This window comes from Nonomuraea sp. NPDC047529 (assembly GCF_040642995.1).
GTDB lineage: Bacteria > Actinomycetota > Actinomycetes > Streptosporangiales > Streptosporangiaceae > Nonomuraea.
The window spans coordinates 80,933-106,468 of the sequence record NZ_JBEYTJ010000010.1 but is presented as its reverse complement, the minus strand read 5'-3'; the positions used below and the strand labels follow the sequence as shown (position 1 = coordinate 106,468).

The following is a 25,536-nucleotide window of genomic DNA, read 5'->3' as shown; positions in this document are numbered from 1 at the left end:
CTGGCCGTATAAAAACGTATCTCCTGGTAAAACGCGTCCCTTCTGATCTCTTGTGACCCCCTACGCTTTCCCCGTCCCACGACGGAGGGAGGCTCGCGGTGCTGGGAGTGGACACGTGCCTGGCGGAGGTCATGTCGATACCGGGCGCGCTCGACGCCATGCTGGTCGACGGCACCAGCGGCATGGCGGTCGCCTTCAGCAGCGCGTCCGGCGTGGACGCCGACAGGTCCGCCGCCGCGCTGACCGAGGCGCTGCGCGCCACCACCGACGGGCTGACCCGGACGTGTCCCGGCGAGATCGTGCGCATCGACGACATGCTCGTCACCACCGACCGGGGGCACCACCTGCTCCGGCTGCTGGAGACGGTCTTCGAGGGGCCGCTGGTCATCTACGTCCGCCTCGACCTGGAGCGCTCGAACCTGGCCCTGGCCCGTTACCGCCTGCGGGCCATCTCCGACCTGCTGACCACCTGAGCCATGGCCGCGCTCGACTCGCTCCTGTCCGGACTCGCCCGCGAACGCGCGACGGGCGCCCTCCGCCTGGGCAGGAACGGCACGATCTACCTGTCGGGAGGGCGCGTGACGTACATGGAGTGCGCCCAGGCGCCGGGCGTCGAGCGGCTGTTCGCGGCCCGTGGGCGGATGTCGGAGTCGGCCCTGCGCGCCCTCCAGGCCGACGGCGGCCGCACCCGGCTGCTCCAGGAGGGCCCGGTCACCCTGGCCGAGCTCCAGTACGCGGTGCTCGGCGTGGTCCAGGACGCCGCCTTCTTCCTGCTGCCGGTGACCGGCGTGCGGCCGAAGTTCCGGCCCGGGGAGGAGCACTGGCTGGGCGGGCAGTGGTTCTTCGACGTCCCGGAGCTGGTGCGCGAATCCGCCCGCCGCCGCGAGCAGCTCGCCGGCATCTGGCCCTCCGCCGACGTGGACACCCAGCCCGTACGGCCGATCCCGCGCCTTCCCGGGCACGGGGTGACGCTCAGCCAGGTGCAGTGGGAGGTCGTCGTACGGGCCGACCAGAAGGCCACCCCGCTGGAGCTGGCCCGGCAGCTCGGCCGGTCGGGCTACTCGGTGCTGCTGGCCGTCAGGAAGCTGGCCGCCGCCGGCCTGCTCGTCCCGCCGGACCCGGTACGGCCCGCGCAGCCCCGGCGCCACCCCGACCACGGGGAGGCGCTGCCCAAACGGGTGCCGAGCCCGGTGGCCGTCCCCGCCGGCGACGGGCGGACGGGGACGGCCGCCGGGCCGGTGCCGACGGGCGACCCGACCGATCTGACGCTGCTGCGGCGGCTGAAGAAGGCGCTGGAGGAGATGCCGTGAGGTTCCCCTCACGACGCAGGAGGAGGCCACCCGTGGAGCTACGGCAAGAGGTCCTGGCGGAGATGGAGCTCCTGCGCGGACGCACCCCTGACGTCACCGGCAGCGTCGCCTGCACCGTGGACGGCCTGCGGATCGCCGGCGACCTCGACGGCGACACCGGCGAACAGGTGGCGGCGCTGTCGGCGGCGCTGCTCGCGATGAGCAGCCGGATGCTGACCATGGCGGGCCGCGGGACGTTCGAGGAGACCCTCGTGTCCGGCACCGCCGGGTTCGTGGCCCTCTACGCCGCGGGCCCCACGATCGTCCTCACGGTCCTGGCGGGACCCGGCGCCAACGTCGGGCTCCTGCGGCTGGAGGGCAGGAAGACGGCGGCCTCCGTGGCCGCCGTGGCACGCAAGCACTGACCATCCCACCGAAGCGGAGGAAAGCATGGCAGGCATGGACGTCTCCCTCAAGGAGATGATGAGCATCGACGGCACGATCGGAGCGGCGATCGTCGACCACGGCAGCGGCATGGCGCTCGGCACGCTCGGCGGCTCGAAGGAGCTGGACCTCCAGGTCGCGGCGGCGGGCAACACCGAGGTCATCAAGGCCAAACTGCGCACGATGGACTCGCTGGGCCTCAAGGACGGCATCGAGGACATCCTCATCACGCTGACCGCGCAGTACCACATCATCCGCCCGCTCACCGGCCGCAGCGGCAAGGGCCTGTTCCTCTACCTCGCCCTCGACCGCAACCGGGCCAACCTGGCCCTGGCCCGGCACATGCTCAAGGTCATCGAGGAGAAGCTGGAGCTCTGACCGGCCCGCTCACGGCTCCGTGGCGACCTCCGGGCGTACGGCGGCCGCGGAGCCGGTGTGGGCGCTGATCTCGGCGATGATCTCGGGCCAGAGGGGGCGGGGCAGGTCGTGGCCCATGCCGGGGTAGGTGACCAGGCGGGCGCCCGGGATGGCGGCGGCGGTGGCCCGGCCGCCGGCGATCGGCACGAGCTGGTCGTCCTCGCCGTGGATGACCAGCGCGGGCGCCCTCAGCCCGCCCAGTGCCGCCGTACGGTCGCCGGAGGCCATGATGGCGGCCAGCTGGCGGGCCGTGCCGGCCGGGTCGTGGCAGCGGTCGAAGGCCAGCCCGGCCAGCCTGCCGACGCGTTCGCGGTCCAGCTCGTAGCCGGGCGACCCGATGACGGACCAGGTCGCCAGGGCGCCGGCAACGACCGACTCGCGATCGGTCGCGGGCTTGGCGAACAGCACCGCGGCGGCCGCCTCGGTCGGCGGGGCCGCCTGGGGGCTGGGCGTGGACATGATCGAGGTCAGGCTCAGCACGCGCGCGGGATGCCGGATGGCCAGCGCCTGGGCGACCATCCCGCCCATCGAGGCGCCGACGACGTGCGCGGCGGGCAGGCCCAGGACGTCCATGAGCCCGGCGCTGTCGTCGGCCAGGTCGTCCAGCACGTACGGCGAGGGCGCTCCCCATGGGGGAACGCCCTAGTCGTGGAGGTGCGTGGACAGGCCCGCGTCGCGGTTGTCGAACCTGACGACGTGGTGCCCCCGCTCGGCCAGGAGTTCGCAGAACTCGTCGTCCCAGTGGATGAGCTGGGCGCCGAGTCCCATGATGAGCAGCAGGGGCCTGCCCGCGGGTGAGCCGAAGCTCTCGTAGGCGATCTCGATGCCGTTGGCGGCTGCGCGCTGGATCACAGCGACCAGAATGTCATTCTGGTCGTCCGACGTAAAGGCCGGAATGTCCGTGGGTCAGTCGTTGAGGAGCTTGCGCAGGCGCTCGCCGCCGAGCACCACGCCGCCACCGGCCAGGACCAGCACGCCGGCCATGACGGTGCCGCCCATCGCGACGGTCTTCCCGACGTTGCCCTGACCGCCGGCGGAGGTTGCCGCGTCGTCGGCGGGCGCCTCGGCCAGGACCTTGGGGGGCTCGGCCGGGTTGGCGTCGTACCTGCTCCAGGCGCCACTGGAGAAGGCCACGGGGTAGTTCTTCTTGCCCTTGCCGTCGCCCCACTTGGTGATGACGTAGTCGATCTTGATGTGGCCCTGGCCGCCGTTGCCGTCCACGCCGAGGGTGTCGGAGTTGAAGGTGCCGCCGGTCAGCTCGGCGAAGGTCTTGGCGTCGAGGTCGAGCATGACGCCGCGGTTGGAGGGCTCGCCGGGGCCGCGGTCGCCCACGAAGAACGGCATCTTCTTGCCGTTGTAGGTCACGTAACCCTCGGTCATGAGGGGCCAGCTGGGACTGGCGGCCAGGCCCTTCTGCATGGGCTTGCCGCTGGCGGGAAGACCGGTGTCGCCGGCGCGGCCGGAGGAGTCGTCCCAGAAGTACGAAGCCTTGGTGGATCCCTTGAGCAGGATCTTCTGGTCGTCGCCGGTGTCGGCGTGGGCGCCGGTGGCGGAGATCGTCAGCGCGCCCATGGCGGACACGGACAACAGGGCGAGAGAGCGCAGGCCAAATCGAGACATGAAGCAGTGAAGTCCTTCGCGAGGGGACAGGGGGAACGCGCGTGACTACGGTGCGTAACCGGGCAGAGCGCCGAAAGGGTGGTTACGCGGCGCGTGGGGGAAAGTCGGGGAAGAGACCGCTCAGCAGGCGGTCGTCACTACACTGTCCGGGGGTACGACGAGGTGGTACATGCGTGAAGTCCTCTCCATCTCGCCTACCGGGTTAGCTGACGGGTTCGGGCGTGGAGATGCCCTACCGGCACAGGGCCGGATTCACCCCAATGAGATGGGTCCCCGGTTCCCGACAAGTCGGGATTCGGCGCCAGCTGTCGCCCCTCTCCTGGTAGGGACTACGCCACCAGCTGGTAATTGGTTAAGACGGTACCCAGAGATTCGGACAAATACAAACGAATCGTCATGAACCGGGTAAAGATCTACCTGTCGAGGTAAAGAGAAAGGGGGCACGGCATGCCGTACCCCCAGCTAAATTCGACCTTTCAGCCGCCGCTCTTGCGCCTGAAGGATCTTTTACTCGAGGCCGGGCCGTGCGCCCCGTGGATCTTCGACGGGTCCACGCCCCTGCCACCCGCGGCCGAGTCGGCCTGCTGCCCGCGCTTGCGTTCCAACGCCTCCCGGAACTTGCGCTTCATCTCGTCCTCGGGAGTCTCGCTGACTTCCGGCTCCGGTGTTTCCGCCATGAGGACCTCCTGGTATTGGGGACATCCACAGCTTCGCATGACGCCGCTTACGACGCGAAACCGGCCTCCACTCTGCTCTCCGGCGACGGCGTCTGCTCCAGCCGCCTGCCGGGCATCATGACCAGCGCGACCAGGGCGATCACCGCGCCCGCCACGCCCAGCGACGGGATCACCACGGCCGCCGCCGAGGCGTGCGCGGCCGCGAGCCCGTGCACGGGCGCGTCCGTGGTGATGACCGACGTGTACGCGGTGCCGGCCAGCGCCAGCGCCACCGAGCCGCCGATCTGCCGGAAGAAGGTGAGGTTGGCCGAGGCGGTGCCGATGTACTGCGGCGCGACGGCCTGCTGCACGGCCACGGTCAACCCCGACAACATCGGCCCCATGCCGAGCCCGATGAGCACCATCCACCCGGCCAGCAGCAGGCCGTCGGTGCGCAGGGTCAGGTTCAGGCAGAGCAGGCTGCCGGCCACCAGCAGGAACGGCGCCCCCACCAGCCACGGCTTGTACGTGCGCGTCCTGGACATCAGCGTCCCCATGAGCGCGCTGCCCGCCACCATGGCCAGCGTCATCGGGTAGATCCTCAGCCCGGACTCGGTGGCGCTGACGTTCAGCGCCTGCTGGAAGTAGCGCGGCAGGAACACCACACCGGCGTACATGCAGAAGGCCGTGAAGAACGAGGTCGCGTTGACCAGCGTGTACGTGCGGTCCCGGAACAGGTGCATCGGCATGATCGGGCTCGCCGCCCGCAGCTCGACCAGCACGAACACGGCCAGCAGGACCAGGGCCAGCAGGATCGGCCCGGCCACGGGCAGGGAGGTCCAGGAGTTGCCGTCCAGGCCCTTCTCGGTGAGGCCGAGCAGCAGCGCGCTGATGGCCACGCTGAACACCGCGATGCCCAGGTAGTCCGGCCGCCCCCCGCCGCCGGTGCCCGGACGGAACGGCAGCCGCAGCGCCACGATCGCGATCAGCACGATCCCGAGCGGCACGTTCACGTAGAAGGCCCACCGCCAGCTCGCGTGGTCGGTGAACAGCCCGCCCAGGAACGGCCCGGCCAGGTACGTCAACGCCATCACGCCACCGAGCGCACCCTGCACCCGGGCGCCGTTCCGGCCGGGCGGGAACATCTCCATCACCAGGGCCAGCGAGAGCGGCAGCAGCGCGCCCGCGCCCAGCCCCTGCACGGCCCGGAACACGATGAGCTGGGTCATGTCCTGCGCCAGGCCGCACAGCGCCGATCCGACGACGAACACCGACATCCCGACGAGCAGCAGCGGCTTCCTGCCGTGCTGGTCGGACAGCCGGCCGTACAGCGGCACGGTGACGGTGGAGGTGAGCAGGTAGGCCGTGACCACCCACGTGTACAGCCGCGTGCCGCCCAGCTCGCCGGTGATGCGGGGCAGCGCGGTGCCGACGATCGTCTGGTCGAGCATCGCCAGGAACATCCCGCCGAGCACCGCCAGCAGCACCAATCCATTGCCCTTGGCCTTCATGTCATTAGTCACAGGTAGAGAGTGATAGGTAAGAGCTGACATGTCAAGCCTTTGCTATGCTGGCGGGCATGTCCCTGCGGATCGCCCTTCTCGGGCTGCTCTCCGGCGTCGGCCCGGCCAGCGGCTACGACCTGGCCAAGAAGTTCGAGCACTCGCTCAACCACGTCTGGCAGGCCGGGCACACGCAGATCTATCCCGAGCTGGTCAAGATGGCCGCCGACGGCCTGGTGACGGTCGAGCACGAGGGCGCGCGGGGCCGCAAGATCTACGCCATCACCCCCGAAGGCCGCGCGCTGCTCACCGACTGGCTGGTCGGCCACGACCCGTCGGCGACCGTGCGCAGCGAGACCGCCCTCCAGGCGTTCCTGTTGCCCCTGCTGGACACCGAGCAGGCCATCGCCGTGGTCGAGCGCATCAAGGCCCACTTCGTGGCCCGCCTCGCCGTGCTCGACTGCGTCCCTGAGGGCAGGCTCGGCAACTACGCGCTCACCCTCGGCCTCCGCCAGGTCCGCTCCGGCGTCGCCTGGGCCGACGAGACCCTGGCCGCCCTGCGGCGCGAAGGGTAAAACGGAACTCTTCGGTTCCTGGTGTTGCGTTGGAGCAGCCCCGGATATACACCCAGGCATGATGGTCTACCTCCCAGTACGGCGATGAGCCTCCTGGGTCGTGACCTGGCGATCGACCTCGGCGCGGCCAGCACGAGGATCTATGCCAAGGGCAAGGGCATCGTGCTCGACGAGCCCTCGGCCGTCATGCGCGACAGGGAGACGGGCAAGGTCCTCGGCTACGGCGCCGAGGCCGCGGACGCCGTGGACGTCACGGACGGCGAGACGTACTGGCCGATCAGCGACGGCCTGCCCCAGGACGGCGAGCTCGCCCGGCGCATGATCAGGCACTTCCTGCGCAAGGTGCACCGGCACCCCTTCCCCCGGCCGCGTCTGGTCATGGCCGTGCCCGACGAGTTCACGCCGATCGAGCGGGTGGCGCTGCGCGACGCCGGGTTCGAGGCGGAGGCCCGCGGCATCCTGCTGGTCAAGCATGCGATCGCCGCGGCGCTCGGCGCGGGCCTGCAGGTGCGCGACGGCACCGGGCACATGGTCGTCGACATCGGCCGCGACGCCGCCAGGGTCGCCGTGCTCTCCTGCGGGGCCGTGGTCGCCGCCGGAACCGTGCGCGGCGGCGGGAACGCCGTCACCCGCGCCGTCGCCCGCCTGGTCGAGGACGAGCACGGCCTGCTGGCCGACGACCGGCAGGCCGAGTCGGCCAAGCTGCACGCGACCCGGGAGCCGGCCGGGAACGTGCTGATCCACGGCAGGGACTCCGGCACCGGCGAGGAGCGCGCGGTCGCGCTGCCCGCCGCCCGGGTCCGCGAGGCCGCCGTGCAATCGGTCGAGCGCATCGTGCGGGCCGCCGAGTACACCATGGAACGTTGCCCTCCCGAGCTGACCGCCGACCTGGGCGAGCGGGGCATGGTGCTGGTCGGCGGCGGCGCGCTGCTGCCCGGCCTGCGGCGGCGGATGCAGGAGGGCCTGTCCATGCCGGTCCGGCGCGCGGAGCGGCCCAGCGACTCGGTGGCGCTGGGCCTCGGCCGCTGTGTGGAGGACCTGGGGCTGATCGCCAAGCTGAGGCGCCGGTGAACGACCTGTTCGACCTGGGGGTCTCGCTCGCCGACAAGACCGTCAGGACGATCGCGGTCTACGTGACGATCGCCGTCCTGCTCCGCATAGCCGGAAAACGCGGCATCGCGCAGCTCAACAACTTCGACTTCGTGGTCATGCTGCTGATGAGCAACGTCGTGCAGAACGCGATCATCGGCCCGGACAACTCGCTGATCGGCGGCCTGGTCGGCGTGGTGATCCTGGTGGCGGTCAACGCGCTCGTGGTGCGGTGGGCGGCGACCGTGCCCGCGGTCGGCAGGATGTTCGAGGGCGCCCCGGTCGTCCTGGCCCGCGACGGGCACTTCATCCCCTCCGCGCTGCGCCGGATGGGCGTACGGCAGGCCGACCTCAACGTGATGCTCCAGCTCAGAGGCGCCGACAGCGTCGCCGACACCGAAGTGGTACGCCTGGAGCCCGGCGGCTCGCTGCTGGTCCGCCTGCGCCCCGAGGAGGAGGACGTGGAACGCGGCGACCTGGAGGAGCTGTACCGGCGCCTCGACCGCATCGAACGCAAGCTGGACGACCTGAAAAGCGGGCCCTCCTGAGAATGGCGGCCGAACGACCCTTTGATATCGATCATTAATGGTGCGTTAATCGCCCTGCGCCCGGAATTGATCTCCGATATCGTCCTGATGTGCGCCTGGCTGGTCGCTCGGTCGTGATGTCCGCGGTGCTGATCTGCGTCGCGGTCGCGGCAGCCTGTACCTCCGGCCGCCAGTTCTCCTTCGAGGAGGCGGCCAGGCAGCTCACCGCCGACACCGACACCCTGCTCACCAGCGCCGCGCTGCGCGTGGCGCCGGACCACCGCTCCGACGAGACCGAAGACCGCTCGTGCGTGCCCGGCCAGGTGCGCCGGCTCGTCCGGGCCGAGGGCGAGGCCGCCGACGCCCCCGACGGCCTGCTGGACACCCTCCAGGACATGGGCTACGACCGGATCGTGGAGGACCTCGACCTGCGTGACGAGAGCCCCGAGGTCTCCGTCGTGCGCAACCCCCGGACGAACCTGACGTTCGAGCTCACCGTCCTCGACGGGCCGAACGTCAGGATCGTCGGCAGGACGACCTGCTACGTCCCGCAGGAGGACGCCCGCTCCTGACGCCTCAGGGCGCCGACAGCGCCTCCGTCGGCGACAGCCGCGAGGCGCGCACGGCCGGGTAGAGCCCCGCCACCGCGCCGATGAGCAGCGTGGCCACCAGGCCCCCGACGGTCGCCCAGCCGGGCACCACGGCGGGCCACTCGCGGGAGAAGGCGTAGCCGACGGTGACGCCGGCCCCCAGCAGGATGCCGCCCACGCCGCCCAGCGCGGACAGCAGCAGCGACTCGGCGAGGAACTGGGTGCGGATCTGGCCACGCGTCGCGCCGAGCGAACGGCGCAGGCCGATCTCGGCGCGGCGTTCCAGCACCGAGATGACCATCGTGTTGGCCACGCCGACGCCGCCCACGATCAGGGCCACCGCGCCGACGCCGAGCAGCAGCCCGGCGAAGGCCTGGCTGGTCGCCTGCTTGGCGGCCAGCGCGTCCGACGGGCGGGACACGTCCACCTCGTTGGGCGCCTCGGGGTTGGCCGTGCCGGCCAGCACCGACCGTACGGACTCCAGCCTCGTCTCCTGCGAGCGGGTGTAGAGCGTGGTCGGGTGCCCGTCGAAGTCCAGCCTGGACTCCGCGACCGGCCAGCCGACCAGGGCCGCGCTGTCCAGCTCCTCGGCCAGGGGCACCGGGTCGAGCACGCCGACCACCGTGAACCGGATGCCGCCGATCACCACCTGCGTGTCCGGAGTGACCGCGCCGATGCCGAGCCGCCGGGCGGCGACCGAGCCGAGCACGGCGGCCGGGTAGCGCTCGGTGGCCGCGTTGAGCCAGGTGCCGCTGCGGACCGTCGCGCCCACGGTCGGCAGCAGATCGAGACGGGCGGCGGCGGTGCCCAGGCCGTTGGTCTGAGGCGCGGGGATCTCCTCGCTCCGGTAGACCTTGGCCTCCGGCACCCTGCCCGTGGACGAGACCGTCTCCACCGGGCCGATGCGCTCGATCATCGCCTCGGCGTCCATGGGCATCTGGGCCGCCTCGCCCATCAGCGTGGTGCCGGAGGAGACGGTGAGCAGGTTCGTGCCCAGCGCGGACAGCGTACGGTCCAGCTCGGCGCTGGAGGAGGACGAGATCCCGACCACGCCGATCATCGCGGCGATGCCGATCGCGATGCCCAGCGCCGACAGGAACGCCCGCAGCGGGCGGGTGCGCAGGCCGACCGCGCCCACGCGCATCACGTCGCGCGGGCGCATCTTGGCCGGGGAGAGCCGGGGGCGCTCCAGCGTGGCCATCACGCCACCTCGGATTCGACGGACTCCCGCACACGCACCCCGCGCTCCCCGCGCGCCCCGGAGCCGGGGGCCGAGTCGGAGCGGGAGGCCGTGTCCGGGCTTGAGGCCGAGTCCGGGCTTGAGGCCGAGTCGGCGACGATCCGGCCGTCCCGCATGCTCACCTGGCGGGGCAGGCCGGCGGCGATCTCCCGGTCGTGGGTGATGATCACGATGGTGGTGCCGCTCCCGTTCAGTTCGTGCAGCAGGTCCATCACGCCGGTGCCCGAGACCGAGTCCAGCGCGCCGGTGGGCTCGTCGGCCAGCAGCAGCGGCGGGTCGCCGGCCACCGCCCTGGCGATGGCCACGCGCTGCCGCTCGCCGCCGGACAGCTCGTGCGGCTCGTGGTCGACGCGGTGCGCGAGGCCGACGCGGCGCAGCGCCGTCGCGGCCCTGCGGCGGCGTTCGGGCAGGGGCAGGCCGGTGTAGATCAGGCCGTCGGCCACGTTGTCCAGGGCGGAGACCTTGGCGGCCAGGTGGAAGTGCTGGAAGACGAAGCCGATCGTGGTGGCGCGCAGGGCGGAGAGCTGGTTGTCCGACAGCTTGGAGACGTCGTAGCCGTCGATCTCGACGCGGCCCGCCGACGGGCGGTCGAGGGTGCCGACGATGTTGAGCATCGTGGACTTGCCCGAGCCCGACGGGCCGACGATGGCGACCAGCTCGCCGTGCCGGATCTCCAGCGACACCGAGTCCAGCGCGGCCACCCCGCCGGGGTATCTCCTGGAGACGCCGGTGAGCGCGATCATGGGCCACCTCATCCCGTGGTCCGCGGCGGGCGTGCCCGAAGGGGGCGGGGAGGGGGTAGTGGTGTGGGTCATTTCGGGATTCCGACCGTCATGCCGTCGGTGAGACCGTCGCCGGAGATCTCGACGCGGCCCCCCGCGAACAGCCCGGTCTTCACCGCCACATATCGCGACTTGCCACCTTCGACCACCTCCACCCCGAACCCGCCCTCCTGCAACGCCACCAGCGCCGACACCGGCACGGTCAGCACGTCCTTCCGCCGGTCGGCGGTGAACGTCACCTTCACCGCCGCCTTGTCGAGCCCCTTGGCGGCCTTGGCGTTGCCCAGCGAGATCAGCACCTCCAGGCGGGTCTCCGGATCGGCGTTCTGCCCCTCCCCCGGCTCGATGATCGTGGCGACCTCGGTGATCCGGCCGGTCACGTCCTTGCCGCCGGGCAGCGCGACCGAGACCTTGGTGCCCTTCCTGGCCATCCGCTGGTCCTCGGCCGCCAGCTTCGCCGTGACGACCTTCTTCGTGCCCGTGTAGGTGAGGATCTTCTGCCCCGGTGCCGTGGGCTGGCCCCGCTCGGCCTCCAGGCTCTCCACCCGGACCTTGCCGGGAGCGAAGACGACCCGTCCCAGCTCCACCACGCCGGTCTCGTCCAGGCCGCGGTCCTCCTGCCACTCCCTCACCGCCTGGGCGGTGTCGTAGGTGTACTCGTCGTCCACGGTGAAGCCGTCGTAGCCGAGTTTGCGCAGGTTGCGTTCCAGGTTCTCGACGTCCCTGCCCTCGGCGCCGATCCTCAGGTCGCGGTAGGCGGGGGTGGTGCCGTACAGGAGCATGACCGGCTTGTTGTCCAGGCGGAACAGGGACCGGCCGCGGGTGATCTGGTCGCCGCTGTCGGGGAGCCAGGTGACCGTGCCCGGCTTCCTGGCCGTGGCCGTGGTGACCGGGCCGTAGCCGAGTTCGCCGTCGGCGTCCCTGGTGTCGTTCAGCGTCTGCCGGGTGACCGGGGCGGTGGCCGGGGGCAGCGTGGCGGCCGACGTGGCGGGGGCGGCGCCGCCGTTCAGCAGGCCGCCGGGGTTGACCGCCAGGACCGCCGCCCCCGCGGCGGCGGCGACCCCGATGAGGACGACGATCGTCCGGCCGCCGCGGCGGCGGCGCGGACGCGGTGAGGGGGCGTCCGGCTCGGCCCTCTCGTCGATGGTGGCCCTCCCCATCAAGAGCCTCCCTGTCCCCCGCCGATGTTCATCCGGCACTTCTCCTGCGCGGACTTGAAGTCGGGGTCCTCGGCGACCTCGCGGTTGATGCGCACCATGCCGCCCTCGGGATCGGGGAACGCCTCCACGCCGTTGTCACGCATGCACTGCGCCTGCTTGCGCATGTTCTCGGCCTGCTTGGGGTCGCCGCCCTTGCCCGACGTCATGCCCTCCGGCTGGAACTGCTTGCAGGCCTCCATGGCCTTCTGGACCTTCTCCGGGCCGCCGGAGCTCTTGTCGAACTTCATCTCCATCCGGCCGTCCGGGCCGGGGTCGGGCATGTCCAGGCCCTGTTCGCGCAGGCAGGTGGTGTACTTGACGGCCTGCTCGCTGCGGTCCGTGGTGGCCGAGGCGCCGGCTGACGGCCGGGCGCCGGTGCCGGTCACCGACGCCACGTCCGATCCGCTCTCCTGGGCACCGCACGCCGTCAGGAACAGCGCGGCCGCGGCCAGCGCCATGAGGGGTCGTCCTCGCATGAATGCTCTCCTCCGTCGGATCCGATGGCCTTCGAGGGGAGATGCAATACGCGGCCGTGTTTCTCCAGCGTTTCCATCCCGACTTATCCCGATCAAATGCCACCCGCGTCACAATCGAGCCGGAGGTATGGAATGCGGGTGCTGGTGGTGGAGGACGAGCGCATGCTCGCCGGCGCGATCGCCGAGTGGTTACGCGAGGAGACCCACGCGGTCGATCTCGCCCACGACGGCGAGGCGGCGCTGGAACGGATCGCGGTCAACGACTACGACGTGGTCGTGCTGGACCGCGACCTGCCACGCGTGCACGGCGACGACGTGTGCAGGGAGCTGGTCGCCTCCGACTCCGACGCGCGGGTGCTGATGCTCACGGCCGCCGCCCAGCTCGACGACCGGGTGAGCGGGCTGTCCATGGGCGCCGACGACTACCTGACCAAGCCGTTCGCCCTCCCGGAGCTGGCGGCGCGCGTCCTGGCGCTGGGACGGCGCTCACGTCCGGCCACTCCCCCGGTGCTGCGCCGGGCCGGGATCACGCTGGATCCGGCGCGCAGGGAGGTGTTCCGGAACGGGCGGTTCGTCCCGCTGTCGAAGAAGGAGTTCGCCCTACTGGCCGAGCTGATGCGGGCGCAGGGCACGGTCGTCTCGGCCGAGCATCTACTGGAGAAGGCGTGGGACGAGCACGCCGACCCGTTCACCGGCGTGGTGCGGCTGACGATACTCAAGCTGCGCCGCAAGCTCGCCGACCCGCCGGTGGTGGAGACCGTGCCGGGAGTGGGGTACCGCATCCCATGAGACGTCCGCACCCCACCCTGAGGCTGCGCCTCACGCTCGTGTACGGCGCGCTCTTCCTGGTGGCGGGGCTGGCCCTGCTGGGCGTCACGTACCTGCTGTTCAACCAGCAGCTCTCGCAGTCGTTCGAGAGCCGGTTCACGACCAGTGACGGCATCCGCAAGAACGTCATCTTCCTCAAGCAGGACGGCGTCGAGCTGGTCGGCCCCGCCGCCGTCAAGTGGATGCGGCAGCAGGAGGAGGGGGTGCGCGAGGCCGCCGTGACCTCGCTGCTCACCCAGGGCGCGATCGCCCTCACCGTCGTGTGCGGGACCGCCGTCGGGCTGGGCTGGGTGGTGGCCGGACGCGTGCTGGCCCCGCTGCACCTGGTGACCGAGACCGCGCGCCGCATCGCCGCCGCCCCGATGGCCGAACGCGGCCTGCACGAACGGATCGCGCTCCACGGCCCCCCGGACGAGGTCAAGACGCTGGCCGACACCTTCGACACGATGGTGGAACGGCTGGACCACTCCTTCGACGGCCAGCGCAGGTTCGTCGCCAACGCCTCGCACGAGTTGCGCACGCCCCTGACGCTCAACCGGGCGCTGGTGGAGCTGGCCATGCACCGGCGTACCGCCTCCGACGACGTCAAGGAGCTGGGCGAGAGCCTGTTGCAGATCAACACCCGCCACGAACGGCTCATCGCGGGCCTGCTGCTGCTGGCCCGCTCCGAGCAGGAGATCGCCGACCGTTCCCCGGTGGACCTCGCCGACGTCGTCACCCACGTGGTCGCCCAGACCGCGCGCGACGCCGAGGAGGCGAAGGTCGTGGTGAAGGAGGACGCCGCTCCGGCGCCGACCGTGGGTGACGCGCTGCTGCTCGAACGGCTGGTGCACAACCTGGTGGAGAACGGCGTCCGGCACAACCTCGACGACGGCACCGGCTGGGTGCGGGTGTCGAGCCGGACGGTCCCCGGCGGGCTGGTCCAGGTGGAGGTGGGCAACAGCGGGCCGAGCGTGCCGCCCTACGACGTGCCGCTGCTGTTCAAGCCGTTCCACCGGCACGGCGCCGAGCGGGTGGTCACGGGGATGAGCGCGGGGCTCGGGCTGTCGATCGTGCGCTCGGTGGCCGTCGCGCACGGAGGCGACGTGACGGCCCGGCCCCGCGAGGGCGGCGGTTTGATCGTTACGGCGACGCTGCCGGCTGCTCGCGCAACTTGACTACAAATCCTGATATTGGTCGCTATCGTAAGTAACTTCGTTCATTTCAGTATCAGGAGTCACTTCTCTCATGGCGCACGTCGAACCGCTGCGGGAGGGTGACCCGGCGGTCGTGGGGGCGTACCGGCTGCTCGGGCTGCTGGGCGCGGGCGGCCAGGGGACCGTCTACCTCGGGCGGGCGCCCGACGGGCGGACGGTGGCGGTCAAGGTGCTGCGCCACGGCGCCGGGCCGGACGAGCGGTTCGCCAAGGAGATCGAGGCGGCGCGGCGGGTGGAGCCGTTCTGCATCGCGCAGGTGCTCGACGCGTCCCCGGGGCCGCAGCCGTACATCGTGACCGAGTACGTCGAAGGGCCCTCGTTGCAGCAGGCGGGCCGCCACACGGGGGCCGACCTGCAACGGCTCGCCGTCGCCACGGCCACGGCGCTGGCCGCCATCCACCAGGCGGGCGTCGTGCACCGGGACTTCAAGCCCGCCAACGTGCTGCTCGGCCCAGGCGGGCCGCGGGTGATCGACTTCGGCATCGCCCGTGCCGCGGACGCGTCGGCCACCATGACGAGCGGCATCGTGGGCACGCCCGCGTACATGGCGCCCGAACAGCTCGCGGGACAGATGGTCGGGCCGCCGGCGGACGTGTTCGCGTGGGCCGCGGTAGTGGTGTGGGCGGGCACCGGGACGCCGCCGTTCGGCCAGGACACGCTGCCCGCGATCATCAACCGGATCTTGAACAACGAGCCGCAGCTCGGCGACCTGCCCCGGCCGCTGCGCTCGATCGTGTACGACTGCCTGGCCAAGGACCCGGCGGCCCGTCCGACGATGCGCGACGTCCTCCTCCGCCTCCTCGGCGGCGACGCCCCCACCCCTGCCCACCCCTCCCAGCTCCAGGGACCACGGCACCCCACCCCGTCCGGCGCCATGGGACAGGGACCACCGCCGGGCCCCGCTCCGGTCGGGGCCATAGGGCACGGGCCCCCCGGAGCCGGTCCGGTCGGCGCCATGGGGCACCCCGCGCCACCGGGAGCCGGTCCGGTCGGGGGCGTGGGGCAGGGGCCGGCGCCGTTCCCCGGCCCGGGGGGACGGCGGCACGGGCGCGGGCGGGGGGTGGTGCCGCTGGCCGCCGGGTTGTCGGTGGTCGTGGCCGCGGCGCTCGTGGGCGGGGTCGTCTGGCTCGCCCCCTGGTCGCACCTCCCCGGCCTGTCCGCGCTCACGGCCCCCTCCGCCACCCCGACGCCTCCCACCCCCACCCCCACCCCCCGGAAGTCGCAGCGGAAGAGCACCCCGAAACCCGCCACCACCAAGAAACCGACCTCCCGCCCCACCACCCGCCGCCCTACGGAGTCAGCCACCCCCCGCCCCACCGTCACCCGCACCACGACACGTCCGACTCCCACCCCCACCCGCACCACCAAGAAGCCGGTCACCACCGCCAGGGCCAGCGTCGGGGAGATCACCCTGTCCGGCGGCCCCGGACAGTCCGCCGGAAGCGGCTGCTACATGCCCCCCTTGCACTTCCAGGGCCGCGTGGAGTCCACCAAGCGCGAGATCTGGGTCTCCTACGCCTGGCTGATCGACGGCAGGAGCGTCGAGCGCAGCAGATCCTGGGTCTCCGAGGACGACTACAGCGCCTACATCACCGCCGGCCAGTACATGCTGAAGGCCGGCCCCCACACCGTCACCCTCCGGGTCACCGCCCCCAGCGCCGCGACCAAGAGCGTGTCCCTGACCATCTGCACGATGGACGACTGATGACGATGCCGCCGGCCATCGGCCCGTACCGGCTGGTCAGGCAGCTCGGCGAGGGCGGCCAGGGCGCCGTGTACCTGGCCGAGGCCCCCGACGGCGCCCAGGTCGCGATCAAGGTCCTGCACGAGGGCGCGACCGGCGACGGCCGCTTCGCCAAGGAGGTCGCCGCCGCGCGGCGGGTGGAGCCGTTCTGCGTCGCGCAGGTGCTGGACGCCTCGCTGGGCGGGCGGCCGTACATCGTGACCGAGTACGTCGAAGGGCCCTCGTTGCAGCAGGCGGGCCGCCATGCGGGGGCCGACCTGCAACGGCTCGCCGTCGCGACCGCGACCGCGCTGGCCGCGATCCACCGGGCGGGCGTCGTCCATCGCGACTTCAAGCCCGCCAACGTCCTGCTGGGACGCGACGGGCCGCGGGTCATCGACTTCGGCATCGCCCGCGCCGCCGACGCCTCCGCCACGGTCACCAGCAGCATCCTGGGCACGCCGTCGTACATGGCTCCCGAGCAGTTCGCGGGCGCCACCGTCGGCCCCGCAACCGACGTCTTCGCCTGGGCCTGCGTCATGGTGTACGCCGCCACCGGCGTCCCGCCGTTCGGCAACGACTCGGTGCCCGCCGTACTCGGCCGCATCCAGTACGGCGAGCCGCACCTCGCCGGCGTGCCCGAGCCGCTGCGCTCCATCGTGGCCGCCTGCCTGGCCAAGCACCCCGACGCCCGCCCCACCATGCAGGACGTGCTCTTCCAGCTCATAGGCGGCCCCCGCCCCGCGCCGCCGCCCTCCCCCGGCCACCCGGCCCTCCCCCAGGTCTGGACCGGCCCCTCCGGCCGTCCGCCCGGCGGCCCCACGCACCCCTCCGCCCACGGGCACCCCCGCCACCCGCCGGGCGGGTGGGCCGGGCTCGCGCTGCTGGCAGGCGGCGTGGCGCTCGTCCTCACGGCCGCCACCGCGACGGCCGCCTGGGTGTGGTGGCCCACCGCCCCGGGCCGGGACACCACGAACACCACGAACGCCGCCGCACCCCCCACCACGCACGTCCCCGACAGCCGCAGGTCCGGCACCCGCCGATCGACCACCCGCAAGCCCGCGAAACCCACCAGGTCCCCGCAACCCCCCACCACCAGGCCGACGCCCACCACCAAGCCGACGACCGCCAGGCCGACCTCCACCACCAGGCCGACGACCTCCACCAGGCCGACGACCCCCGCCGAGGGCGGCGTGACCTCGGCGGCCCTGACCTACCAGGGCATCCGCGTGGGCGACTGCTGGCGCTACGACCTCAACGTCTACGCCGACGTGACCGCCACCGTCGGCTACGACTACCAGTGGCTCGTCAACGGCCAGAGCCAGGGCAGAAAGGTGGCCACCGCCTCGACCAGGCCCGTCCTGCCCTCGATCACCTGGAAGGGCAAGGGCAGCTACACCGTGGTGTTCCGCGTCCTCACCCCCACCAGCCTCCGCCGCAGCGCCACCGTGAACATCTGCGACGTCGACAAAGGCTGGTAGCGGCCCCCGTCCGGTGGCCGGCCGGTCAGCCGAGTTGCGCGGCCGTGCGGAGTGAGCGGTAGAGCAGGCGCGGGTCGCCCAGGTGGTGGCGCAGCAGTTTCTCCAGGCCACCGATCGGGACCAGGTTCTGGGGGGCGCGCGGGTCCTTGTAGTCGACCCCGGCCAGCGCCGGCAGGGCCAGCGTGACCGCGTCGGCCAGCTCCACGACCTGCGCCGGGTCGAGGTCGGCGCTGGCCTCGCAACGCGCGATCCCGGCCCACGGCGCCGACGACTGCACCGGGAGCCGCAGGTACCAGGCGTGCCTGCGCCAGCTCGTGCCCATGAGGAACACCGGCGTACGCTGCCCCGGCGTGAGCGCGGCGACCACGGCCGACTGCGGCGGCGGCAGGTACGCCGCGTGGTGCGTCTTGATGTAGCCGATCGTGCGCGGCAGATGGGTACGCCCCCGCAGCGGCCCGTCGACCAGCAGCAGGTCGTCGCCCAGCGACCGGTGGCGGACCGCGAGGTCCACCTCCAGCTGGGTGACCTGGCGTTGCAGGGCGAGCGACAGCTCCTCGAAGCTGGAGTCGGCGGCCTTGTGCGGCCGGTAGGAGGCGTGCGCGGTCTTGACCTCGGGCGCGTACGGCGAGGCCGAGATGAGCGCCCTGTCGACCTCGATCGCGGCCAGCTCGGCCCCCTCACGCCCGCAGCGCACGATCCCGGCGGCGTAGGAGGCGGCGATCCCGGGGACGGGCATCGGCAGGTCGGAGTCGTGCACCCACACGCGGGCGTCGATCCGGCGTACGCCGTCGGCCACCAGCAGCGTCTCGGGGACGGCGGCGCCGGGGCCCGGCGTGACCGGCTTCCAGTCGGCGGCCGGCCGCTCGACGTCGAGGACCAGCTCGGCACTGGTGGCGCCCAGCTCGGACAGGGCCTCGACGGCGACCGCGGCGGCGTAGCCCGGGTCCCAGGGGTCGACGGTGAAGCCCGACGCCCCCTGGACCCCCGACGTCATTGCCCCACCTTCCGGACGTGCGAGCCCTTGGCGTCGCGCAGCACCTCGAACCGGGCGGGCACCCGGTCGGCCAGCGCCGGGACGTGGGTGACGACGCCGATCATGCGTTCCTGCCCGGCGGCCAGACGTTCGAGGGTGGTGGCGACGGTGTCGAGGGTGGCGGGGTCGAGCGTGCCGAAGCCCTCGTCCAGGAAGATCGAGTCGAGCCCTCTGGCGACGGCCCCCGACAGCGCCAGGGCCAGGGACAGCGCGGCCTGGAAGGTCTCGCCGCCGGACAGCGTGCGGGCGCTGCGCCGCAGGCCCGCCTCGCCGTGGTCGATGACCTCGATGTCGCCGGTGCGTTCGCCGAGCGCCAGCTCGTACTGGCCGTCGGACAGCTCCATCAGCGTCTCGGACGCCGTGGCGACCAGCACGGCCAGGGCCTCGGCGCACAACCACCGCTCGAAGGCGTTGGCCCGCAGGCGCAGCGCCAGCTCGTGGGCGACCTTGGCCTCGTGCTCCTTCTCCGCGACGGCGGTCTCCAGCTCGGCGGCCCGCCTGCGTTCCTCGCGGACCCGTTCGAGGGCGCCGTCGGCCCGCGCGACCGCGCCGGCGACGGCCGCGCCGAGCTGGTCGGGGGTGGCGTTGCGCGGGACGGTGACGCCGTGCTCGGCCAGGCGTTCGGTCAGCTTGTGGCGTTCGGCGGCGAGCCTGGCGGTGGCCTGGGCGAGCTCCTGCTCGCGCTCGGTCAGGGCGGCGCGGGCGGCCTCGGCGGCCCTGTCGCGCCAGCCGAGCAGCTCGGTCCAGGCGCGGTGGAGGTCGTCGCGGGTGAGCGGCGGCGGCGCGTCGCCGGAGGGCGCGAGCACGAGCAGCCGGTCGCGGGTGGCCCCGAGGGTCTGCCAGGCGCTCTCGGCCTGCCGTTCGACCTGCTCGGCGGCGGTACGGGCGCGTTCGAGCTTCTTGCGCGCGTTGCGCACGGCCGTACGGGCCTCGGTGGCCAGGGCCTCGGCCTTGGCGATGGCGGCCAGGCGGCCTTCGATCTCGTTGCGGTCGCCGGGGGCGGGCAGCCCGGCCAGCTCGGCGTCGATCCTGCCGGACTGGGTGGCCAGCATCGACGCCGACGTCTCGGCCTTGGCCAGGGCGGCCCGGCCACGGCTCGCGTGGTCGCGGGCGGCGGCCAGGGCGCGGTCGGCGGCGCCGAGATCGGCGGGCGTCTCGTGGCGGGGCAGCTCGGCGAGCGGACGCAGGCAGACCGGGCACGGCTCCCCCACGGCCAGCCGGTGGGTCAGGCCGGCTGCGGTGTGGGCGTCGCGCAGCCGCTCGCGTTCGTGTTCTGCGTCGGTCAGCGCGCGTTCGGCGTCGGCGACCGCGGGCGTGAGGCGGTCGAGTTCCGTGGCGGCCTCGGCCGCCGCCTTCCGGGCGTCGGCGGCCTGGGCGGTGAGGCGTTCGCGGGCGTCGAGCGCGGCCAGCGCCGCCACCGGCTCGGCGCGGTCGCCGAGCGCGGCCAGCGTCTCGAACGCCTCGTGCTCGTCAGCCTCCACGGCCGCCGCCTCGGCCTCCAGCGCGGTGATGGCGTCGGCGGCCTCGCGGCGGGCCGAGGCCAGCGTCGGCACCGCGGGCGGCATGCGCAGCGCGGCCAGCGCCGACTGCCGCTCGGCCACCGACGCGCGTTCCTGCTCGGCCCGGCCGATGTCGGACTCGCGGGAGCGCAGCAGGTCGAGGTCGGTGTCGATGGTGCCGGCCAGCCGGTGCAGCGCGGCCAGCCGGTCGGCCAGCTCGCGTTCGGCCTCGTCGGACGCGCCGGCCAGCTTGGCGAGCTGGTCGCGGGCGAAGGCGGCGGCGTTGCGCGCGGCCTCCTCGTCGCGGGCGGCCCGCTGCCTGATCAGCTCGTAGACGTCGGCGTCGAGGAGCTGCACCAGCAGGTCCTGGCGCTCGCGCGGCGCGGCGTGCAGGAACTCGGCGAACCGCCCCTGCGGCAGCACCACGCACTGGGTGAAGAACTTGTACTCCAGGCCGGTCACCCGCTGCACTTCGGGCGTGACGTTCTCGCCCTCGGCCAGCGGCTTCAGCACCATCTCGTACGCCTCGCCGAGCGGGGCCGCCGGGTCCAGCTCGTCGATCCTGGCCTCTTTGGTGCGCACGGTGCCCTTGGCGTCGCGGACCAGCGAGCGCACCACCCCGTAGCGCCGCCGGTCGCTCTCGAACACCAGCGCCACCTTGCCCGAGCTCGCCGACGGCGCCAGGGCGTGCGCGATGACGTTCTCCTTGCCCCAGCGCGGGACGGTGCCGTACAGGGCGAAGCAGATGGCGTCGATGATCGTGCTCTTGCCCGCCCCGGTGGGGCCGACCAGGGCGAAGTACTCGGTGTCGGAGAAGTCGACGACGGCCGGCTCGCGGAAGCTGCCGAAGTGGTCGAGGTGCAGCAGCAGGGGACGCATCAGCCGGTCACCTCGTCGTAGAGCCGGTCGAACAGGGCGGCGACCTGGTCGTCGTGGCGGCCGGTCGCGGTCAGGTACTCGCGGAACAGCTCGCGCGGGCTGCGCGCGGCCGACCCCGTACGCCGCACCGCCGGCACCGGCCGGAACCGCTCGTCGAGGACGACGTCGACCGAGCCGGGCAGCAGGTCGCGCACCTGGTCGGACAGGCCGACGCGGGGTTTCTCCTCCACGATCACCTTGAGCCAGTCGTCGCCCGCCTCCAGGCCCTCAAGCTGCTCCAGCGTGCCCCGCACCGTACGCAGCCTGCGCGCCGAGGCGAACGCCAGCTCGCGCACCACGGCGGGCCTCCCGGGCGTGACCTCCACCAGCAGCGCGCCGGGCGTGTTGCCCTCCTCGCCGAAGTCGACGGCCAGCGGCGAGCCGCTGTACCAGATCGGGCACGGGCCGGGGATCTGCTGCCTGCGGTGGAGGTGGCCGAGCGCGGCGTACTGGGTGGAGACCGGGAAGGCGTTGGGCTCGAAGTAGTAGGAGAAGATCGACTGGGCCTCGCGCTCGCCGCCGCCGAACGCGCCGCCCGGCAGGGTGCCGTGGGTGGTGATCAGGTTGACGGTGTCGCTCTGGAAGCCCGCGGTCAGCGCGCCGACCAGCTCGGAGATGCGGGTGGCGTAGTCGCGGTTGTGGTCGGCGGCGGTGCCGGTGAGCACCTCCGCGGCGCGTACGACATAGCGGTGGGACAGGAACGGCAGCACCCCCAGCCGCACCGGCTCCCCCGAGCGCGCCGTGAAGGCCAGCGTGCCGCCCGCGTCGGGACGGCGGAAGACGCCCACCACGTGCATGCCGAGCTTGCCCAGCACAGGGCGGTAGACCTCGAAGAGCTGCGGGTTGTCGTGGTTGCCGGCCAGCACCACCACGTCACGGCCGTCGCCGCGCAGCGCCATGAGCGCGTTGAGCACCAGCGACTGCGCCTCGGGCGTCGGCGCCGAGGTGTCGAACAGGTCGCCGGCCACCACGACCGCGTCGACGTCGTGGGTGCGGGCCGCCGCGACCAGCTCGCGCAGCACGGCCCGGTGCTCGTCCATGCGGGAGCGGCCCTTGAGCACCTTGCCCACGTGCCAGTCCGCGGTGTGCAGGAATTTCACCGAGCTCCCTTCAGAACGGCGGAATGTCGTCTTCGACGCCCGGCAACCCCTGGAACGGATCGGCGGCCGACGAACTCGCCCGGGACGCCGCCTCGGCCGGACGGGTCGCCCAGGCGGGGAACGGGAACGCGACGGCCAGCGGCACCGGGATCTCCGGCTGGGCGACGAACATGGTGCCCGGTTTGGCGATCGTGGCGCGTTCCCTGACGGCCGGGGGCAGCCAGCCGTACTCGGAGCGGGCGGCCTCGGCCGGGTCGAGCCGGCCCGCGACGCGTACAGCGCTGTTGGACACGATGCGGCGTTCCACCTCGGAGGCGGTCTGCTGGGCGCCGATGAGGATCACGCCGAGTGAACGGCCGCGCTCGGCCACGTCGAGCAGGATCTCCTTGATCGGGGAGTCACCCTCGCGCGGCGCGTACTTGTTCAGCTCGTCGAGCACCACGAACAGCAGCGGCTTGGCCGTGCCCGAGGTCTCCTTGCGGTGGAACTCGCCGCGCAGCACGACGCCCACCACGAACCGCTGGGCGCGTTCGGGCAGGTTGTGCAGGTCGACGATGGTGACCTGGGCGTCGGACGTGCGCACCGAGTGGGCCCGGAAGAACGGCAGGTCGCCGCGGACGATCGGGGACAGCGGCTTGACCGCGCTGCGCAGCCTGCGCAGGAAGGCGTTGACCGTGCCGAGCGGGGTCTGGGCGCCGGTCCACTCGATGCGGGTGGCCTCGTCCTGCAACTGGTCGGACAGGAGCTCGACCAGGTCGCCGAAGGTACGGCAGGCGGTGCCCCTGATCATGACCGCGCCGCCGTCGCCCACCGGCTCGGCCCACGACTTCAGCCGGGCCGCGACCTGGCCCACCAGCAGGGAGTATCCGGCGCGCTCGTCGTCGGCGTCGGCGAAGACGAACCGCAGCAGCTCCTCCTCGCACAGCTCGACCAGCGTCCAGAAGAACGAGCTGACGCCCTGGGTGCGCGCGGACACGTGCGGCACGCCGTTGGGGTCGCCGGGCCGCGGCGGCGCGAACACGTGCACGCTGCCGAACGGCTGGGCGGGCAGCCCGAGCCGGGCGTACGCGGCCCGCGCCCCGTCGTCGAGCCGGACGTTGTCGTGGTCGAGGAAGAGCAGGTCCTCGCCCTTGACGGAGAAGATCAGGGCCTTGGTGTTGGCCGACTCGGCGTCGAGCACGCCCGAGTTGAAGATCGAGTAGAGCAGGAACGTGGCGAAGGACGTCTTGGTGGCCACGCCGGAGACGCCGGAGATCGACACGTGCGCGCCGCGGGTGCCGTCGAGGAAGTCGAAGTTGACGTAGAGCGGCAGGCCGTCGCGGCCCGTGCCCATGGGGACCCGGCGGTCCATCACGTCGAAGTAGAGCGCCTGGTCGCGGTCGCCGGCCCCGGCCAGGAAGACCTGGGAGCCCGGCAGCGGCGGCACGAACACCTCGGGCTCGACCCTGGTGACCCGCACCTCGGCCACCTCGACCACGGCCGCGGGCAGCGCGCCCTCGGCGATGAGGAACACGTCGGAGTCGTAGGCGGCGCCCTCGTGCCTGGCCTCGACCGTCGTCACCACGCCCGCGACCAGCACCGGGCCGTGGCCGGGCACCTCGCGCCTGGTGACCACGACGTCGTCGAGCTGCAACACCTTGCCGGGCTCCAGCCCGACCCAGAACGACAGCGGCGAGGCGGCCTGGGTGCCCAGGACCCGGCCGACCGCCTCACCGGACGCCGCCGCAGCAGGAGACGTCTCGCGGCTCGCAGCCCCGTTGACCGTCACGAATCCCTCCACCACCAGACATGCCCTTCCAAAGGAGAGTAGTCGGGGCCCGGGGATGCGTCCGGCTCATCGACGCCTTCGCCGCGCCGCGTCAGAGCGCGAAGGCCGCCTTGGTCCAGGCGTGCTGGGCGTCGAGCACCTCGCCCAGCAGGCCGGCCAGCGTGGCGTCGGGCTCCTCCGCGGGCCGCCTCGGCCCGATGCGGCCGCCCTCGGCGCTCCGACCGGCCACCAGCAGCACCCTCGCGCCCTCGCGGTCGACCGCCAGGGCCGCCGCGGGCTCCCACGCGCCCTCCCGGTGCGCCGCGGCGGGCCTGCGCGGCCCCTCCCGGTACGCCGGAGGTCTCCACGCGCCCTCGCCCTCGGCGGGCGCGAGGGCATGCGCGGGGGCGACCACCACCAGCGCGTCGACCCGCATCGCCGTCGCCACCCGCCGCCGCGACTCGTCGAAGGCGTCCTCGGGCGGGACGGGCTGGGCCCGCATCGACTCGGCCATCATGCGCAGCAACGCGGGCAGGCCGAGCCCGCCCGGCTGCGCCAGCTCGTACTGCAGGTAGCCGACCAGCGGGAACGGCGGGTCGGGGAGGGTGTTGTAGCCGAGGAACAGCCTCGGCCACCCGGCCGACTCGGAGGGGCCGGTCAGCGCGCCGTGAGCCACCCGCCCCAGCTCGCCGGCCCCGTGGTGGGGCAGGCCATTGACTGACCGCAACATCGCCATGCACGAATTGTTGCAGACCGATTACCTTCAGTTGCGCGTTCTCCACGAGAGCCCGGGGCCTCCGCCGTCCAGCGTGATCATCTTGATGGGAGCCATGGATACCAGCCGGGTCCGACAGAACCGGCGCCGCACAGCACCTGCCACTGATCCTGCCCCTGGCCGTCCTGCTGTTCGCCACGCCCGCGCCCGAGAGCGGCACGGTGGCGGCGTACACGTGCAAGACCGCCGGTACGAACGAGACGCAGATCGTCAAGATGGACATCAAGCTCACTGTGCCCGCCACCGCATCCGTGGGCCGGCAGATGATCATCGGCTGGCGCGGCTCGTACGTCGAGGGCGCCGAACTGCGCGCCCCCGCCACCGGCCTGACCGGCGAGATCAAGCTGTACGCCTACGCCGCCGTCAGCGGCATCGACCGGCTGACCTCGGCGACGGGCGTCGGCAGCCCCGGCCTGATCGTCCCGGGAGCGGTCATCCCCCTCCCCCGGGACACGGTCGAGCTGCGGACCACGCCCCGGCATCCGGGGACCGGCACGGTCCGGCCCGCGTCCGTCAACTTCGGGCCGACCCCGCAGCAGCGCCTGATCGAGTGCGAACTCCAGGACAAGGACGCGCCGGCGTCGTACCCCCTGACCGTCACCACCGCTCCGGGCGCCACCGACGCCACAGACACTCCGGCCCCCGAAAGCACGCCCCCGGCCGAGACCCCGGAGAAGACGCCCGCCGCGACGCCGACGGGCGGCGCGGACACCGGCGGCGGGGGCGAGGCGGGCCCCGACGGGCGGGCGCTGGTGCTGGCCGGCTCGCTGGTCCTCGCCGCCGCCCTCACCGGCTTACGCCTCCGCCGCCCGTCCCGCCCGTAGATGATC

At 72.7% G+C, this 25,536-nt stretch carries 25 protein-coding genes, 2 pseudogenes and 1 riboswitch; of the genes and pseudogenes, 13 read left to right on the top strand and 14 right to left on the bottom strand.

The window, feature by feature from the left end:
* Window positions 1-98: 98 nt before the first annotated feature.
* Genes ABZ815_RS18155 through ABZ815_RS18140 form a run of 4 tightly spaced genes read left to right on the top strand, consistent with a single transcriptional unit; the run spans window position 99 to window position 2,111 of the window.
* Window positions 99-473, top strand: coding sequence for a roadblock/LC7 domain-containing protein (locus ABZ815_RS18155; protein WP_357699147.1), 375 nt, complete (start codon window positions 99-101; stop codon window positions 471-473).
* Between the two features lie 3 nt (window positions 474-476).
* Window positions 477-1,310 carry a hypothetical protein gene (locus ABZ815_RS18150; RefSeq protein ID WP_357699145.1) on the top strand — a complete coding sequence of 278 codons (834 nt, stop codon included), beginning with the start codon at window positions 477-479 and terminating at the stop codon, window positions 1,308-1,310.
* A 32-nt stretch (window positions 1,311-1,342) separates the two neighbouring features.
* Window positions 1,343-1,714: a roadblock/LC7 domain-containing protein gene (locus ABZ815_RS18145; protein ID WP_357699143.1), complete on the top strand. Its 372-nt coding sequence runs from the start codon at window positions 1,343-1,345 to the stop codon at window positions 1,712-1,714.
* A gap of 25 nt (window positions 1,715-1,739) precedes the next feature.
* Entirely contained in the window at window positions 1,740-2,111 is a 372-nt protein-coding gene (locus ABZ815_RS18140) for a hypothetical protein (protein WP_352352019.1), read from the top strand.
* Between the two features lie 9 nt (window positions 2,112-2,120).
* On the opposite strand, the pseudogene ABZ815_RS18135 reads toward ABZ815_RS18140, so the two are convergent.
* From ABZ815_RS18135 to ABZ815_RS18115, 5 genes and pseudogenes are all read right to left on the bottom strand, one after another.
* A pseudogene (locus tag ABZ815_RS18135) lies at window positions 2,121-2,762 on the bottom strand (alpha/beta fold hydrolase); the annotation flags it as partial.
* A gap of 30 nt (window positions 2,763-2,792) precedes the next feature.
* A complete protein-coding gene (locus ABZ815_RS18130; protein ID WP_357699141.1) occupies window positions 2,793-3,002 on the bottom strand; it encodes a hypothetical protein in 210 nt (69 codons plus the stop codon).
* A gap of 291 nt (window positions 3,003-3,293) precedes the next feature.
* Window positions 3,294-3,722 (bottom strand): annotated as a pseudogene (locus ABZ815_RS18125) (hypothetical protein); the annotation flags it as partial.
* 224 nt (window positions 3,723-3,946) lie between these two features.
* Window positions 3,947-4,081: riboswitch (cyclic di-AMP (ydaO/yuaA leader) on the bottom strand.
* A 165-nt stretch (window positions 4,082-4,246) separates the two neighbouring features.
* Window positions 4,247-4,447 carry a DUF5302 domain-containing protein gene (locus ABZ815_RS18120; RefSeq protein ID WP_357699139.1) on the bottom strand — a complete coding sequence of 67 codons (201 nt, stop codon included), beginning with the start codon at window positions 4,445-4,447 and terminating at the stop codon, window positions 4,247-4,249.
* A 47-nt stretch (window positions 4,448-4,494) separates the two neighbouring features.
* On the bottom strand, window positions 4,495-5,949 hold the full coding sequence (locus tag ABZ815_RS18115) for an MDR family MFS transporter (RefSeq protein WP_357699137.1): 1,455 nt from the start codon (window positions 5,947-5,949) through the stop codon (window positions 4,495-4,497).
* A 56-nt stretch (window positions 5,950-6,005) separates the two neighbouring features.
* Here ABZ815_RS18115 and ABZ815_RS18110 point away from each other — a divergent pair, with 56 nt between their 5' ends.
* From ABZ815_RS18110 to ABZ815_RS18095, 4 genes are all read left to right on the top strand, one after another.
* Entirely contained in the window at window positions 6,006-6,503 is a 498-nt protein-coding gene (locus tag ABZ815_RS18110) for a PadR family transcriptional regulator (protein ID WP_357699135.1), read from the top strand.
* Between the two features lie 84 nt (window positions 6,504-6,587).
* Window positions 6,588-7,574, top strand: coding sequence for a rod shape-determining protein (locus ABZ815_RS18105; protein WP_357699133.1), 987 nt, complete (start codon window positions 6,588-6,590; stop codon window positions 7,572-7,574).
* Entirely contained in the window at window positions 7,571-8,140 is a 570-nt protein-coding gene (locus ABZ815_RS18100; protein ID WP_357699131.1) for a YetF domain-containing protein, read from the top strand. Before ABZ815_RS18105 ends, ABZ815_RS18100 begins: the two co-directional genes overlap by 4 nt.
* An 89-nt stretch (window positions 8,141-8,229) precedes the next feature.
* On the top strand, window positions 8,230-8,691 hold the full coding sequence (locus ABZ815_RS18095; protein WP_357699129.1) for a hypothetical protein: 462 nt from the start codon (window positions 8,230-8,232) through the stop codon (window positions 8,689-8,691).
* Between the two features lie 4 nt (window positions 8,692-8,695).
* Here the strand turns inward: ABZ815_RS18095 and ABZ815_RS18090 are convergent, their stop codons facing one another.
* The 4 genes from ABZ815_RS18090 to ABZ815_RS18075 all read right to left on the bottom strand — a co-directional run bounded on the left by ABZ815_RS18090 (window position 8,696) and on the right by ABZ815_RS18075 (window position 12,406).
* A complete protein-coding gene (locus ABZ815_RS18090; RefSeq protein ID WP_357699127.1) occupies window positions 8,696-9,910 on the bottom strand; it encodes an ABC transporter permease in 1,215 nt (404 codons plus the stop codon).
* On the bottom strand, window positions 9,910-10,692 hold the full coding sequence (locus ABZ815_RS18085; protein WP_357699125.1) for an ABC transporter ATP-binding protein: 783 nt from the start codon (window positions 10,690-10,692) through the stop codon (window positions 9,910-9,912). The genes ABZ815_RS18090 and ABZ815_RS18085 overlap by 1 nt, the downstream gene beginning before the upstream one ends.
* 68 nt (window positions 10,693-10,760) lie before the next feature.
* A complete protein-coding gene (locus ABZ815_RS18080; RefSeq protein WP_357699123.1) occupies window positions 10,761-11,891 on the bottom strand; it encodes a peptidoglycan-binding protein in 1,131 nt (376 codons plus the stop codon).
* Window positions 11,891-12,406: a hypothetical protein gene (locus tag ABZ815_RS18075; protein ID WP_357699121.1), complete on the bottom strand. Its 516-nt coding sequence runs from the start codon at window positions 12,404-12,406 to the stop codon at window positions 11,891-11,893. The genes ABZ815_RS18080 and ABZ815_RS18075 overlap by 1 nt, the downstream gene beginning before the upstream one ends.
* Window positions 12,407-12,538: 132 nt before the next feature.
* Between ABZ815_RS18075 and ABZ815_RS18070 the strand changes: the two genes are divergently transcribed.
* The 4 genes from ABZ815_RS18070 (at window position 12,539) to ABZ815_RS18055 (ending at window position 17,634) form a co-directional block, all read left to right on the top strand.
* A complete protein-coding gene (locus ABZ815_RS18070) occupies window positions 12,539-13,195 on the top strand; it encodes a response regulator transcription factor (protein ID WP_357699119.1) in 657 nt (218 codons plus the stop codon).
* Window positions 13,192-14,391: a HAMP domain-containing sensor histidine kinase gene (locus ABZ815_RS18065; protein ID WP_357699117.1), complete on the top strand. Its 1,200-nt coding sequence runs from the start codon at window positions 13,192-13,194 to the stop codon at window positions 14,389-14,391. The genes ABZ815_RS18070 and ABZ815_RS18065 overlap by 4 nt, the downstream gene beginning before the upstream one ends.
* 70 nt (window positions 14,392-14,461) lie before the next feature.
* On the top strand, window positions 14,462-16,135 hold the full coding sequence (locus tag ABZ815_RS18060) for a serine/threonine-protein kinase (protein WP_357699115.1): 1,674 nt from the start codon (window positions 14,462-14,464) through the stop codon (window positions 16,133-16,135).
* Complete coding sequence (locus ABZ815_RS18055; RefSeq protein WP_357699113.1) at window positions 16,135-17,634, top strand: serine/threonine-protein kinase; 1,500 nt, start codon at window positions 16,135-16,137, stop codon at window positions 17,632-17,634. The genes ABZ815_RS18060 and ABZ815_RS18055 overlap by 1 nt, the downstream gene beginning before the upstream one ends.
* 25 nt (window positions 17,635-17,659) lie before the next feature.
* Here ABZ815_RS18055 and ABZ815_RS18050 read toward each other — a convergent pair whose 3' ends face one another.
* The 5 genes from ABZ815_RS18050 to ABZ815_RS18030 all read right to left on the bottom strand — a co-directional run bounded on the left by ABZ815_RS18050 (window position 17,660) and on the right by ABZ815_RS18030 (window position 24,667).
* Window positions 17,660-18,628: a hypothetical protein gene (locus tag ABZ815_RS18050; protein ID WP_357699111.1), complete on the bottom strand. Its 969-nt coding sequence runs from the start codon at window positions 18,626-18,628 to the stop codon at window positions 17,660-17,662.
* Window positions 18,625-21,045 (bottom strand): SMC family ATPase, encoded by a 2,421-nt coding sequence (locus tag ABZ815_RS18045; RefSeq protein ID WP_357699109.1) that lies wholly within the window; start codon window positions 21,043-21,045, stop codon window positions 18,625-18,627. Before ABZ815_RS18045 ends, ABZ815_RS18050 begins: the two co-directional genes overlap by 4 nt.
* Entirely contained in the window at window positions 21,045-22,184 is a 1,140-nt protein-coding gene (locus ABZ815_RS18040) for an exonuclease SbcCD subunit D (RefSeq protein ID WP_357699107.1), read from the bottom strand. The genes ABZ815_RS18045 and ABZ815_RS18040 overlap by 1 nt, the downstream gene beginning before the upstream one ends.
* A 10-nt stretch (window positions 22,185-22,194) precedes the next feature.
* Window positions 22,195-23,952: an ATP-binding protein gene (locus tag ABZ815_RS18035; RefSeq protein WP_357699105.1), complete on the bottom strand. Its 1,758-nt coding sequence runs from the start codon at window positions 23,950-23,952 to the stop codon at window positions 22,195-22,197.
* 91 nt (window positions 23,953-24,043) lie between these two features.
* Window positions 24,044-24,667, bottom strand: coding sequence for a hypothetical protein (locus tag ABZ815_RS18030; RefSeq protein WP_357699103.1), 624 nt, complete (start codon window positions 24,665-24,667; stop codon window positions 24,044-24,046).
* A gap of 200 nt (window positions 24,668-24,867) precedes the next feature.
* Between ABZ815_RS18030 and ABZ815_RS18025 the strand changes: the two genes are divergently transcribed.
* Complete coding sequence (locus ABZ815_RS18025) at window positions 24,868-25,530, top strand: hypothetical protein (protein ID WP_357699101.1); 663 nt, start codon at window positions 24,868-24,870, stop codon at window positions 25,528-25,530.
* Window positions 25,531-25,536: the final 6 nt, after the last annotated feature.

Excerpts from the sequence above, each read along its gene's own strand:
- ABZ815_RS18085 (WP_357699125.1), bottom strand. The coding sequence starts at position 10,692 with ATGATCGCGCTCACCGGCGTCTCCAGGAGATACCCCGGCGGGGTGGCC.
- ABZ815_RS18120 (WP_357699139.1), bottom strand. The coding sequence starts at position 4,447 with ATGGCGGAAACACCGGAGCCGGAAGTCAGCGAGACTCCCGAGGACGAG.
- ABZ815_RS18055 (WP_357699113.1), top strand. The coding sequence starts at position 16,135 with ATGACGATGCCGCCGGCCATCGGCCCGTACCGGCTGGTCAGGCAGCTC.
- ABZ815_RS18070 (WP_357699119.1), top strand. The coding sequence starts at position 12,539 with ATGCGGGTGCTGGTGGTGGAGGACGAGCGCATGCTCGCCGGCGCGATC.
- ABZ815_RS18030 (WP_357699103.1), bottom strand. The coding sequence starts at position 24,667 with ATGGCGATGTTGCGGTCAGTCAATGGCCTGCCCCACCACGGGGCCGGC.
- ABZ815_RS18075 (WP_357699121.1), bottom strand. The coding sequence starts at position 12,406 with ATGCGAGGACGACCCCTCATGGCGCTGGCCGCGGCCGCGCTGTTCCTG.
- ABZ815_RS18090 (WP_357699127.1), bottom strand. The coding sequence starts at position 9,910 with ATGGCCACGCTGGAGCGCCCCCGGCTCTCCCCGGCCAAGATGCGCCCG.
- ABZ815_RS18045 (WP_357699109.1), bottom strand. The coding sequence starts at position 21,045 with ATGCGTCCCCTGCTGCTGCACCTCGACCACTTCGGCAGCTTCCGCGAG.
- ABZ815_RS18140 (WP_352352019.1), top strand. The coding sequence starts at position 1,740 with ATGGCAGGCATGGACGTCTCCCTCAAGGAGATGATGAGCATCGACGGC.
- ABZ815_RS18105 (WP_357699133.1), top strand. The coding sequence starts at position 6,588 with ATGAGCCTCCTGGGTCGTGACCTGGCGATCGACCTCGGCGCGGCCAGC.
- ABZ815_RS18065 (WP_357699117.1), top strand. The coding sequence starts at position 13,192 with ATGAGACGTCCGCACCCCACCCTGAGGCTGCGCCTCACGCTCGTGTAC.
- ABZ815_RS18050 (WP_357699111.1), bottom strand. The coding sequence starts at position 18,628 with ATGACGTCGGGGGTCCAGGGGGCGTCGGGCTTCACCGTCGACCCCTGG.
- ABZ815_RS18150 (WP_357699145.1), top strand. The coding sequence starts at position 477 with ATGGCCGCGCTCGACTCGCTCCTGTCCGGACTCGCCCGCGAACGCGCG.
- ABZ815_RS18060 (WP_357699115.1), top strand. The coding sequence starts at position 14,462 with ATGGCGCACGTCGAACCGCTGCGGGAGGGTGACCCGGCGGTCGTGGGG.
- ABZ815_RS18080 (WP_357699123.1), bottom strand. The coding sequence starts at position 11,891 with ATGGGGAGGGCCACCATCGACGAGAGGGCCGAGCCGGACGCCCCCTCA.
- ABZ815_RS18110 (WP_357699135.1), top strand. The coding sequence starts at position 6,006 with ATGTCCCTGCGGATCGCCCTTCTCGGGCTGCTCTCCGGCGTCGGCCCG.